General features: G+C 29.1%; 12 protein-coding genes and 1 pseudogene. 10 read left to right on the plus strand and 3 right to left on the minus strand.

The features are described from left to right. Positions 1 to 21: 21 nt before the first annotated feature. The 6 genes and pseudogenes from ACZ451_RS05140 (at position 22) to ACZ451_RS05165 (ending at position 7,170) form a co-directional block, all read left to right on the plus strand. On the plus strand, positions 22 to 1,020 hold the full coding sequence (locus ACZ451_RS05140) for a hypothetical protein (RefSeq protein ID WP_464216026.1): 999 nt from the start codon (positions 22 to 24) through the stop codon (positions 1,018 to 1,020). Positions 1,021 to 1,505: 485 nt separating this feature from the next. Beyond that, a pseudogene (locus ACZ451_RS05145) lies at positions 1,506 to 2,125 on the plus strand (IS982 family transposase). Between the two features lie 252 nt (positions 2,126 to 2,377). Then, on the plus strand, positions 2,378 to 3,100 hold the full coding sequence (locus ACZ451_RS05150) for a response regulator (RefSeq protein ID WP_464216027.1): 723 nt from the start codon (positions 2,378 to 2,380) through the stop codon (positions 3,098 to 3,100). 124 nt (positions 3,101 to 3,224) lie between these two features. Then, on the plus strand, positions 3,225 to 3,566 hold the full coding sequence (locus tag ACZ451_RS05155; RefSeq protein WP_464216028.1) for a hypothetical protein: 342 nt from the start codon (positions 3,225 to 3,227) through the stop codon (positions 3,564 to 3,566). Between the two features lie 176 nt (positions 3,567 to 3,742). After that, positions 3,743 to 4,462 carry a GLPGLI family protein gene (locus tag ACZ451_RS05160; RefSeq protein WP_464216029.1) on the plus strand — a complete coding sequence of 240 codons (720 nt, stop codon included), beginning with the start codon at positions 3,743 to 3,745 and terminating at the stop codon, positions 4,460 to 4,462. 23 nt (positions 4,463 to 4,485) lie between these two features. Beyond that, positions 4,486 to 7,170 carry a carboxypeptidase regulatory-like domain-containing protein gene (locus tag ACZ451_RS05165; RefSeq protein ID WP_464216030.1) on the plus strand — a complete coding sequence of 895 codons (2,685 nt, stop codon included), beginning with the start codon at positions 4,486 to 4,488 and terminating at the stop codon, positions 7,168 to 7,170. A gap of 316 nt (positions 7,171 to 7,486) precedes the next feature. On the opposite strand, the gene ACZ451_RS05170 is transcribed toward ACZ451_RS05165, so the two are convergent. Then, the gene (locus ACZ451_RS05170; RefSeq protein ID WP_464216031.1) at positions 7,487 to 7,669 is read right to left on the minus strand and encodes a hypothetical protein; all 183 of its coding nucleotides are present in this window, start codon (positions 7,667 to 7,669) and stop codon (positions 7,487 to 7,489) included. A 267-nt stretch (positions 7,670 to 7,936) separates the two neighbouring features. Next, positions 7,937 to 8,659 (minus strand): CHAT domain-containing protein, encoded by a 723-nt coding sequence (locus ACZ451_RS05175; protein ID WP_464216898.1) that lies wholly within the window; start codon positions 8,657 to 8,659, stop codon positions 7,937 to 7,939. A 268-nt stretch (positions 8,660 to 8,927) separates the two neighbouring features. Here ACZ451_RS05175 and ACZ451_RS05180 point away from each other — a divergent pair, with 268 nt between their 5' ends. Together ACZ451_RS05180 and ACZ451_RS05185 are read left to right on the plus strand one after the other, a co-directional pair. Continuing rightward, positions 8,928 to 9,524, plus strand: a complete 597-nt coding sequence (locus ACZ451_RS05180) for an N-acetylmuramoyl-L-alanine amidase (protein WP_464216032.1) — start codon at positions 8,928 to 8,930, stop codon at positions 9,522 to 9,524. 22 nt (positions 9,525 to 9,546) lie between these two features. After that, positions 9,547 to 10,359, plus strand: a complete 813-nt coding sequence (locus ACZ451_RS05185; RefSeq protein ID WP_464216034.1) for a hypothetical protein — start codon at positions 9,547 to 9,549, stop codon at positions 10,357 to 10,359. 106 nt (positions 10,360 to 10,465) lie between these two features. On the opposite strand, the gene ACZ451_RS05190 is transcribed toward ACZ451_RS05185, so the two are convergent. After that, positions 10,466 to 11,542: an acyltransferase family protein gene (locus ACZ451_RS05190; protein ID WP_464216036.1), complete on the minus strand. Its 1,077-nt coding sequence runs from the start codon at positions 11,540 to 11,542 to the stop codon at positions 10,466 to 10,468. A gap of 333 nt (positions 11,543 to 11,875) precedes the next feature. On the opposite strand from ACZ451_RS05190, the gene ACZ451_RS05195 reads away from it, so the two are divergent. Both ACZ451_RS05195 and ACZ451_RS05200 read left to right on the plus strand, forming a co-directional pair. Continuing rightward, positions 11,876 to 12,076: a hypothetical protein gene (locus tag ACZ451_RS05195; RefSeq protein WP_464216037.1), complete on the plus strand. Its 201-nt coding sequence runs from the start codon at positions 11,876 to 11,878 to the stop codon at positions 12,074 to 12,076. A 98-nt stretch (positions 12,077 to 12,174) separates the two neighbouring features. After that, on the plus strand, positions 12,175 to 12,546 hold the full coding sequence (locus ACZ451_RS05200; RefSeq protein ID WP_464216038.1) for a response regulator transcription factor: 372 nt from the start codon (positions 12,175 to 12,177) through the stop codon (positions 12,544 to 12,546). The last annotated feature ends 114 nt before the right edge of the window (positions 12,547 to 12,660 follow it).

The raw sequence follows: 12,660 nt of genomic DNA on the forward strand, positions 1-12,660 counted from the left end.
CTATTTCTTATTGTACAACTGATGTTTTTATTGGGCTGCTTTTGCCAAACGAATCAAAAAGTAGAAATACCTGCTTTTTTTGATGTCAGTAACCCATTATTAGAAATAGACTTAAGCAAATTACCAATTCAGGCTAGAGCAAGCGAAATAAGGGCAAACTTTGTATTAATGGTAATTCAAAAGCTTAATGAAGTATCTGTGGAATATAAGTATGCTCAAGAGCTTTATAAATTACAATACAAACTAAACGAGGAGCTGCCTAACAATATTGGAATGCTTGCTAGAGTAGAGATTTATTCCGATGGATTAGGAAATATTAAAACCAAGAATAATGTTCTAATACCTATGCAAACAGGGATAAACCCTATTGATGCTATGGCAGAAAATCTTAATACACCTGCTATAAGTACGCCACCTTTAAGTCCTGCACAGTTTATTGATGAAAGTTATTTTATTTGGCTTTACAAAGAAGATGACAACTTGAAAGGTGGTGTTATCCCCAAGGAGTTGAAAACTGATTTGTATCGCAAGGGGAATATCTTGGCAAGACAAAAAGTTGAAATGGACAGTTTTTATGATAAAAGATATTATCCTTTAGAAACTGCTGATGAAATAGTCCCAACAGAAATCAAGAAGTCACAATATTGGCATGAAAGGTATTTAACTTTTAAACAAGAAATAGACAAGAAAAATAAAACTGAAAGAATCCAGGAACTTAATCAAAAATTTGAAATACTTCAAAATAAATCTGAAAATCTTGCAAGAGAAGCCATAGCAATTGGAAAAAAAATACAAGCAAATAACTCTTTGTTGGCGACTCTGGAATTATTTATTTCGGCAGGGAATACTATTTCTGATTTTTATGATAACAAAACGGTGAGTCCAACACTTATAAAACAGCAAAATAATACGTTGATTATTCAAAAAACTGAAATAAATCTTAGACTTGAGTCTACAAGAAATGGACTAAAGAAGACAAATAAAATATTAAAATCTGAGTACAGTCAAATTTTTAAATAATTTACATATATTTTTAAACAGGGGGGATACACCTAATGACTAATTAGATAGGGGTTAATTAACAGGGGCGTTCTATTTATAGGTGTATATTATTAAATAACGTGAGTTCGACGTAAAAAGTTTGTGTTTTACATAGAAAAAAGCAGAATATTTAGTAAATTAAAGTGTTGAATTTCAATTTATTATAAAATTTTCTGCTTAAGATATCTATCGATAAAATTACTGAAATTTTCTGTTCCATTGATGATTTTTGTAAAGATTTTGTTCCCTTTTGGCAAAAAAGCTTAATCTCTGATGGTAAAAAACGCTTAAGAAAATCTAAGATGTCACTTTCCGAGGTGATGACCATTCAGGTGTTATTCCATCTATCAGGCTATAGAACATTTAAAGAATTCTATAGGGGGTATGTATGTAAACATTTACAGGACGAATTTCCGAATCTAGTATCCTATAATCGTATGGTAGAACTTAAAAGAGAAAATTTTATGCCTTTAGCGATTTATTTGAAAACTTTTGGTCTGTCCCAATGTACAGGTATTAGTTTTATAGATTCAACACCACTTCGAGTATGCGATAAGAGAAGAATAAACCAACACAGAACCTTCAAAGGTCTTGCGCAAAGGGGGCAATGTTTTTAGGTTGGTTCTATGGTTTCAAGTTACATATTGTTACTAATGATAGAGGCGGTATCATTGACTTTATGCTCACTAAGGGTAATGTGGACGATCGGAGTCCATTACGTTTTAAAGCCTTTATCAAAAAACTATATGGAAAACTCTTTGGGGATAAAGGATATATCTCAAAAGAACTTTTCTCCCAACTCTTCACAAACGGTGTTCATTTGGTAACCAAGTTGAGAAAGAATATGAAAACTAAACTCCTTATCCCTATAGCAGATGCTTATCATTTGAGGAAATGTGCCATCATAGAAACTATATTCGACCAACTTAAGAACTTCTGCCAAGTAGAACATTCAAGACATAGAAGTCAAGCCAATTATTTCAATAATATATTTACAGCTTTAATCGCCTATAATTTCAAAGACAAAAAACCTTCTCTTAAAAACAAATTCGTGAACACTAAACAGCTCTATTTAACCATATAGTTATATCGAACTCACGTTAATTATGTTTAATTCACTTTGATAAAGAAATGCTTTTAGAGTTTAATTAAGGTAGTTAATAAATAAGTTGTGCATTAGCCTATATAATGATGTAAACGCAATGCTTTTTATTGTTTTCAGTAAAGGAAATAAAAAAATTGAGCTTACTATCTTTTATCTACCTGCTTTGAAAGAAAAACCTTATGTGTTATTATTCATTAAATTGCATTAAATCATCAAAATAAATTTTAAATAATGCTTCAAAAAAAGGATGTTTTAATTGAAAGAGATAATCAAGTATCTAAGGAGCTAAAAATTTTAATTGTTGATGATCATAAACTAACATGTCTAGGTTGCAAATTAATTTTAGAAAATGCTTCAAAAGATGGTACTCTACCAAAAAGTAAAATTGATTACGTACATTCTATAGAAAGTGTTCTTGATATTTTTAATGAAAGAAGTGGAGACGATAAAATTTACGATCTAATTTTCTTAGATATTAGGCTTCCACAAGGCAATTGTAAAGATTTATACAATGGGGAAGACTTAGGAATTGTACTGAAGAAGATTAATCCAAGTTTGAAAATTATAGTAATTACTTCTCTATCAGATAATCAACGTTTATTGGGCATAATAAAGAATTTAAATCCAATAGGCTTCTTGAACAAGCATGAAATAAATGAATCAAGAATAGTTGATGCTGTTAATCGCTCTATAGAAAACGAGCTTTTTTATTCGCCAGATATATTAAAGCTACTAAAAAATAGACAGGTTTCAGGTGTTATACTTTATCCTATAGAACAAAAGTTCTTGAAGTTATTATCAAAAGGATATTGTTCAAAAAGGATTTCTCAAATCTTACCTTGGTCAATATCAAAGATCGAAAAGAAAAAAAAGCTTCTTCGTGAAAAATTAGAAGTGGAAGAGAAAAGTGTTTTGGCTCTTGTTTTTAAGGCTAAAAAACTGGGTTTTATTTAAATGAAAAATACTGTATATTTTGTACATTTTATTACCACAAAATTTTAATTAAATTATAGAACTTGTGTTAAGAAGTCGTTGCGCAAATGATTCTTTAAATTAATAATCTAAAACCTTTTAAAAAATGAAAAAATTAATTTTAAGCTTAGTAGTTGTGTTTTTATGTAATTTCGCTATCGCTAGTGAAAAAGAGCTAGATGCTCCTGAAATTTTGAAGTCTCCTGAAAAAGAATTAATCTTTAAAAATTTTGTTGTTGATAGTCAAAAAGCAGATTTTAATCAAATATTAATATCGGCAGAAGAATACTCTACTTTTGAACATGCATCTTACGAATTAAACTTTGAAGAGTACACATCTTGTGGAGATCAGGCGGGATTTGCAGCAGCCGTTCTTGAGGCTGCTGGTTATGATTATTGGACAGAATGGTTCTGGGCCTATGGAATTTGTACTGGTATAGATTTCTAAATGACAGTATAGTGGACTTTTGGCCTATAAAATTTAAAAGTCCACTTTAAACTTTCTTTAAATTCAGTATTATTTAAGTGGATTTGTTTTATCGAGAAAATTGTTACTTATGAAGTTTAGATTAATTTTTACTAGAATATGTTTTAAATATTATTAATTAATAGCGAATTATCTCTATGAAAAGCATTGTTGTAATTATATTTTTATTTTTAGCCCATTCAAGCATACAAGGACAGTCGGGAGAAGTGATTTATAGTATCAAATTTAATTCTGAAAATGATAGTTTACTTGATAAACTAGGAGTGAAGACCTTTAAAGAGGAACTTGATGAAATTGCAAAAGATTTTCGTTTTAAATTAAGTTTTAATAATACGGAATCTCAATTCAATTTGATTAAAAATTTGTTTTTAAACGATAGTGATTTTAAGGTTAAAATGGCAGTTCGACTTTACGGTCGAAGCAGTCGATTTTTTACGAGTTTGAATGACAAATTCCTAATTGAAGAAAAAGAATTTTTAGGGAGAAGTTTTAATGTCAAGACAAAGTTTGATGATATGAAATGGATTCTTACTAAAGAATCTAAAACCATTTCAGGTTACACTTGTTTTAAGGCTATTGGTTTTCGATACTCAAGAGACAGAAACTTTAAAACAAAAAAATATAATGTATATGCTTGGTATAGTCCTGAAATACCAATAAATCTAGGCCCTTTTGAGGCAGTTGGTTTACCAGGGTTAGTGTTACAATTTGATTTAATAGGACAAAGCTTAGTAGTAAACAAAATTGACTTCAAGAAGGAAGTAGTAATAGATAACCCAAAAGATAGTAAAGTAATAACTAAACAGGAATTCGATGATATGATAAAAAAACGTGTTGAAACTAACAAGAAAAATTAAATACTTTGTATAAGTCTTTTTAAATGGAGAGTAAAAGAATTTTTCTGCTATTTGTACTGTTTTTTTTATCATTTTTTTTTTCTAATTCGCAACAAGTAAAAATAGAAGGGCGAATTGTAGATTCACTTTCAAATGCTATTATAAACGCCAATATTACTATAATCCCAGAAGCAGAAAATGCTTTTATTACCCATCAATTAACAGATTCTTTAGGTATTTTTCGCACTCTTTTACCTATAGATAAAAAATATCAGGTCATTATAAGTCATTTAGGATTTAAAGTAGAAAAGTTTGAAATTTTTACGTCGCAAAATCTAAAACTAGACATTATCCTTAAACCACTCTTAGAAAGACTCGATGAAGTGATTATAGAATACACACCACCTATTAAAATAAAAAAGGATACAACGATTTATGATATAGATGCCTTCGTAAATGGTAAAGAACGAAAACTACGAGAAGTGCTTAAAAAATTACCAGGTATTGAAGTTGATCGCGAAGGAAACGTAACATCTAAAGGAAAGAAGGTAACTCAGGTGCTTGTTGATGGTAGAGTGTTTTTTACTGGTAATACTAAACTTGCAGTAAACAATATACCTGCTGATGCAGTTAATCAAATTGAAATATTAGAAGATTATAACGAAGTTAGTTTTTTAAAAGGATTACAGGAAAGCGATGATATTGCTTTAAATATTTTATTGAAAGAAAATAAAAAGAAATTCATCTTTGGAGATGTGAATACAGGAGGAGGTATTCAAAATCGGTATTTGCTTCATCCTTCCTTGTTTTATTATAGCCCTAAAATGGATCTTAGTCTTATTGGGGACATTAACAATACAGGAGTAAAATCATTTACGTTGAAAGATTATGTGGAGTTTGAAGGTGGTTTCGGAAAATTAATTGGAGATATTAAAGGTTATAAAGCTTTAATTAGTGATGAGCTTGCTCAATTTTTAGTGAATCAAGATTATAGAGAAAATCAAAGTCAGTTTGGAGCGCTAAATTTTCGAAAGTCATTTTCAAAAAAAACGAGCTTAGCTACCTATGTAATTTGGAGTAATGAAGATTCAGAAATCGAACAGCTTAATCTTAATACATTCATTAATAATGATAGAAACTTTGAGGAGACAAGAAGAAATAATAACCTCCTTAGTAACTCATTTTTGATAGGAAAACTAAGTTTGGATAGTAAACTCGCAACATCTGCTAAACTTTCATTTAATTCCTTTATAAAAGTTACTAATAATACTAAAAATGGAACGCTAACAAGTAATACTATATTACTGGATAATGTTTTTAACACATCTAATGTATTGGAAAGTGTAACTTTCAAACAAAATGGCAGCTACAATAAAAGATTCTCAAAAGCTCAGACGTTGAGTGCAGAAGGAGCCATTAACCTATCAAAAAGTGATGTGTTAAATCAATGGATTAGTGATAGCATATTTCTGGAAGATATACTACCATTACAAGAAGAAGAGTCTTTTAATATAATCCAGAATAAAGAAAATCAACGTTTTAACTTAGATTTTATAGTTAAAGATTATTGGGTATTAAATAATTACAATCATATCTATACAACATTTGGTGTTGACCTTAAAAGTGAAAGCTTCACTTCTTCTGAAAACCAACTGCTAGGTAATGGAGATATAAATAATTTTTCATCTAATGGTTTTGGAAACGATTTAGACTATAATATAAACAATTATTTCAGTGGTTTAGAATACAAATTCCTTAAAGGTATATTAACCGCAAAATCTAGCTTATTCTATCATCGTTATTCTTGGGAGAATCAGCAATTAGGTAATTCAACAATAAATAAGACGGATGTATTATTACCTAAGATTAGTGCAGTGTTGGAGTTTAATAGTAGCGAAAATTTACGTCTGCAATATCAGGCTAATGTAAGTTTGCCTGGCTCTAACAGAGTTTTTAGTAATTTTTTACTAAATTCTTTCAATACGGTAGAACGTGGTAATCCCAATTTGTCAAATGAGCGTTTTAATGAGTATTCTTTAAATTATTCTAAATTCGACTTATTTCGAAACGCACATTTGTTTTTTAGTATTAATTACAATAAAAAAACGCAAAGTGTTAAAAGGACAACAGCCCTTGAGGGTATTGAACAATTCACAACTTATACGTTTTTCAATAGACCAGAAAACAGTGTTAACCTAAATTTTCTGTGTGGAAAAAAAATTTATAATTTAAAATTTAACTTACAAGGTCAGGCTGGTTACAATGAATTTTTTCAATTAGTTAATAATAATATTGCACTCAATATATCTAAAAATTTTGTTGCAACTGGAACAATGGAGACGACTTTTGATAAATGGCCGAATCTTGAATTAAAGTTTAAATATAATCCTTCTGTTTTCCAAACAGCCGCAGAAACGAATACGTTTCAAAATATTGAACCCTCTATAAATCTTGATTACCTATTTCTAAAGAATTTACAATTAAAGGCAGATTATTCACGCATAGACTTTCGAAATAATCAAAACAACAGTCAAGATATTTTTGACTTAGCTAATGCCTCTTTATCATATCAAAAAGAGGATAGCCCTTGGAGCTTTAAAGTAAATGCTACCAATTTATTAAACACTCAATTCAAAAGACGTAGTTCTTTCTCAGATTTTTTGATTTCTGATCAAAGTACTTTTATTCTTCCAAGGATTATTATGTTTACTTTGAATTATCAGATATAGATTTGGACTGCTTATATTTATTTGGGCAAAAATAAGATAGTCATCTATTAACCAATTTTGTTAAAAAAGCTGTTTTTTTTGTAGGTACATAGCTTAGCACGCATCCCAAATCTTACCAGTTCTTTATCCTATCTTTTTGCGAGGTCAACTTTATCATTTAATTGTTCTAGAAAACACTCAGATCCAAAGAATAGAAATTGATTCATAAGATAATTAGTTCTTGAAGGGTTATTTAGCGCTATACCTTTTAAAAACAATAGCGTATTTAAATTAATTACCATTTATTTTAGATATAGCTTTTTCTTTATCATCATAATCATACCATTGAGTTGCTAAAAAATCTTTTTTCAATAAGAAATTCTTTGTGCTTACTTATTCTATTAAATTTGGGGTTTAGAAAATTAATAATTTCTTTTTTAGGGGTTAATTCTAAACTCTTAACAGATTCTTTTAAACTAAATCTAATAACTCCGTGTGTACTTTTTACTGCTAAACTCATACTTCTCTATTAATGTTTTACTCTTAACATAAAGCGAATTATATACCAAAAAGGTGTGCTTGAAAGGGTGTTTTTGGATTGAATAATTCTGAATTATTTTAAAATTTATTTAATGACAGACAGTCAATTTATTACTGACAGTAACAGTTATTAGCATTTATCATTAAATAAGTTTCAGAATGAAACATTAACTAAGTACATGTGGGACCACTTATAAAAAGCATCTACATAAATTTGTAGATGCTTTTTTGTCTTAATTAAAAATATTTAAAGAACGGCAGTTTTTTTACCTTTTTTATTCACGTTAAACCAACCTAAATATCCTATCAATACAATAATTATAGCTACTGCGATCATTGCAATTAGTCTATGTATGGATCCAGAATGATCGTTTAGTTCCCCTTCACCAACTAAAACAAAACCAGCCCAATAATATGGATTAGCGGTATTTTCATCTGCTTGATCTAGATAGTCTAGTTTTGCTTTTCTAAGGGATGCTTTTTTAGAGAGACCTTTATCTAGATATTTATAAAAAGAAAGCATAATTTCTGCAGTTGACTGATCTGGTACAGACCAAAGACTGGTTACTAAATTTTTAGCTCCAGCATACATAAAACTATTTCCCAAACTAATGATTCCCTCTCCTTTTTTGTAAGAACTTATTCCGGTATTACATGCGCTCAATACTATCAAATCAGCATTTATATCCATATTATAAATTTCATAAACATAAGTTTCTCCATCCTCTTTTTCGTTTTCTAGGTTGGTGAAAAATATTTTTGAAAATAATGGATCTTCACTTTCTGCAACAGCTTGGGCAGCTACATGAACCATACGGGTATTTTGAACTACTTTCTTGAAATTTGCCTCAGAAGCTTCTAGATCAGTATATACTTGTCCGCCAATTAAACTATTTATTTGCGCTACTTCTTTCCTTGCAAAGAGGAGTGTAATTAGTTTCTCTCTCTTGGTTGTACCTCTTATTATAATAGAATCTTTCGGAACAGCTGTTTGGTATACCTATAAACAAGTTATTTACAATCTTCATAAACAGTTTGAAGGAGATGAAGAAATTAAATTTTGAATCTGTTTCAAGAGTTTATCAATTCAAACAATCGATAGTGTATCTTGAACGGAGTTGAAGAAAGCCTGTACAAAATTATAATAAAACTCATAATAAACTAATTTATAGTTGTTTGTGAGTTTTTTATTTATAAAAGGTACGATTTTTGCAATAATTGTTTAAAGAAATAGCAAAATGATTGTACTTTTAGATAATGGACATGGAGGTCTCATAAACGGTAAATACCAAACTTATGGGAAAAGAAGTCCTATTTGGAGTGATGGTTCTCAACTATTTGAAGGTGAATTTAATAGAGCCATAGTAAATGGTATTATAGAAGCATTAACAAGGCTAAAGATTCCATATGTAAATATAGTGCCAGAATATAGAGATGTGCGCTTGGAAACAAGAATTAAGAGAGCTAATGTCTATGGTTCAAAAAATTGTTTTTATTTAAGTGTGCATGCTAATGCGGGTGGCGGTAAAGGCTCAGAATTTTTTACAGCGCCAGGAGATACTAAAAGTGATAAAATAGCCACTATTTTTGGCAACACCTACAAAAAAGAGTTTCCAAATAGAATATTAAGAACAGATTTTACAGATGGAGATTTGGATAAAGAACAACGTTTTTATGTATTAACCAAAACAAGAATGCCTGCCCTTCTTACAGAAAACTTTTTTATGGATAATGAAGAAGAATGTAAAACCATATTGATGACGAAACAAGGAAGGGAAAAGATTATAAAATATCATATAGATGCAATACTACAAGTAAAGACAACATTATTTTAATAAAGTATTAAGCAAATAAATTATGGCAAATTTAAACTGGTTTCCAATTAACCCTTTACGAAAAGAAGATGGCTCTTTTTACTCCTTATCTTTAATGGATAATGCTGAGGCATTAAAACCTGTCCCTTTAGATGCTGCAGAAAATCCATTTGCACAGTTTAAAATAATTCAGAATTCATTAAATATCCAAACAGCATCAGATCTTGGTGTAGGTATTGGTTCTGTTACTGGGAGTTTTAAGTCTTTTGTTTTAAGTTATGAAGCAATGTTATTTACAGAGAAAATTGTAACAAATCCTATTGGGGGTAAAATTTATGGAACACGTTGGGGAGCTGGGCTACGGGTTATTTTAAAAGTTAGTGATATTAAAGCAAACGCTAGCTTTAATTTTGGAGCAATAGCAGCGGCAGCAGAGTTAGGACTTGCAAAAGTAGAATACGAAATAAATGGAATAGGAATAAGTTCTCCTAATATTTTAAAAGTACTCCCAGGGCCAGGTGAATTTAGTTTTGAAAACTATACTAAGATATTGGAAGCTGCAGAAAAAGTTAAAAAATATATAGCAGATAATGCTGAGAATTTAACGCCGCAACCCTTCCAAATTTTTATTTCTGATGATATCAATAAAGATGTATTTAAAGAATCGCAATCGGTTATCTATGCAGCAAGAAATGTTATGAGCAGAAATACCTTAGGAGAAGCATTAGCAAAATCTGGAGGGAAATATAGTGCTGAAATAATAGAAGGCTTTTACGCAAAAATGGGTATTCTAGATGGTAATACAAAACCTACAAGAGATGATAGAAAAGAAGCTTCAGATTTTTTGGATGTATGAATTAGTCAGCAAATAAACATCAAGCATTTATTAAACCTTTCTTCTGTTAAAACCCCGATTTACGTTGGGGTTTTTTATTTAATACTGATATATACTTAAAAAGTAATCAGCGTATCAACTTTTTAAATGAAAAATACTCTTTATTCAATTTTGCTCTTAAATATTTGCTTAATTTAAATTCAATTAGTTCATATGCGATTTTTGAAAAAATTAAAACAGCTAAAATAAGCACCAAATAAAATAAATAATTCGAAGAAAATTTATGAATCATGGGTAATTCAAAAATATTAAATACAAAAGGGTGGGTAAGGTAAATAGAATAAGAAATTAAACCTAGCTCTTGTATTATTTTGGTATTTAAAATTCTAGAAATAATTCCTTTTTTTGAAATTAAAATCAATAAAATTGTTGAAGACATTATTATTGGAGTTAGAAAAATATTTATTAGGTTGTAGTATACATTATTAGGATAGCGTCCTGTATACATATCTATTATTACAAATAAAAAAGTGCATAATATAGGGACTAGCAAATCAATATTTTTATAACACTTTAAGTTTAACGTATCATATAAATAGTAGGTAAATGCACCAAACCCAAACCCAATTAAACCTCTTAAAAATCCAAAATTACTAGTTGAAAAAAAGGGTATTTCATATTTTACTAGTACTATTGTTGAAATTAGAATTAGGAATAATAATAAATAGCTAGAAATAACTTTAGATTGTTTCGAGACTAAAAAAACGAAGCCAATTATGATATAGGAAAAAACTTCGCTCGATACAGACCATGAAACCGTATTAATTCCATCAGTAGGCGTTATGATAGGAGTTGAATTTGTTAGAAATAAACTGTTTATCAATTTTAAAAAAAAGTTGCCTTTATCATAACCTACTATTAAAAATCCAATAAAATAAAGGAGTAAAACAAAAAAATGAAGTGGATATATTCTGATGAGCCTTTTTAAGTAAAATGTTTTTAAATCACCTGTACTTTTTATGTTGTCTGAATAGGTCATGGTAATAATAAAACCACTTAAACAGAAAAAAAAATCAACAAAAATATACGAGTTATGCAATAGCATATTATCATCGAAGTTTAGATTAAATGTGTCTGGAAGGTGATAGATGATAATCATGAAAGAAAAAATACCTCTCAATCCGTCTAATTCTTTAATTCTCATTTTTTTTAAAAAATAGTTATATATATAACTTATGTGTAAGAATATTATTACATTTATTAAAAAGATTTTTTAATAAATTATTTTTTATTTGATCACAGTATCTTATACGTATTCTACGCGTGTAGACAGCAATAGCTTACAAGCAATTTATCTTATTTTTTGCCAGTTCTAGATAGGAATTTAATCAACCTAATAAAATAAAAAAGAGCAGTAAGGAATACATATAAACAATATAAATTTCATTAATTAAGAAAAATACTACAATAAAATAAGTAAAAAACGTTATGTATGTATAGATGTTTTTAAAGTATAAACCTATCTGAAGTTACAATTATGGCAATACAAATTAAGGAAACACAAAGAATTTTAAAAATACTTGAGTTATTAAATTTTGAAACGACACTATTAATGAATACCCATATTCATCAACCTTTAATGAAAAAAGGGTTTTGTTTAGAAAGTACTCTTTTTATGGATGAAATAGCTTCAGAAACTATTGAAAAGCTATATCTGAATACCATTCAAAATAATTAATACAATAGATTTTAAAAAATTGGAATAAACCATTCCGTTCGTAAAAACTAAATACATACCCCAATCTTATTCATTTAATTAACCTACAAATAACAAACATGAAAATTTTAGTAGTAGATGACAAGCAGAATTTGAGTGATTTATTAGCTCAATTTCTAGGACAAAAACACCACGTTAATACCAAAAAAAATGGCCTTGAAGCATTACAATGGCTCCAAGAAGGAGATATTCCTGATTTAATTATTTCCGATTTGGAAATGCCAGAGTTAGATGGATATCAATTAATAACTAAAATACGTTCTAGTGGTTACTTTTCGGACATTCCTATTATTGTGCTTAGTTGCCGTGATAGTAGCGCCGATAGAATAAAATGTTTAAAACTTGGTGCTAACGATTTTATGGTAAAACCCTTTAATCCAGAGGAGCTTTCTATCCGAATAGATAATATTCTAGAGAGTACAGCAAACTAGACAGCAAATCTTAAGACCTATAGTTGTACCTCAATAACTATAGGTCTTTTATTAGTGAAACACTATTTTGTAAAGTCTGTAAGACGCATATAAAATAGATAGTTGAACTAATCC

It is taken from the genome of Allocellulophaga tsushimaensis, assembly GCF_055383085.1.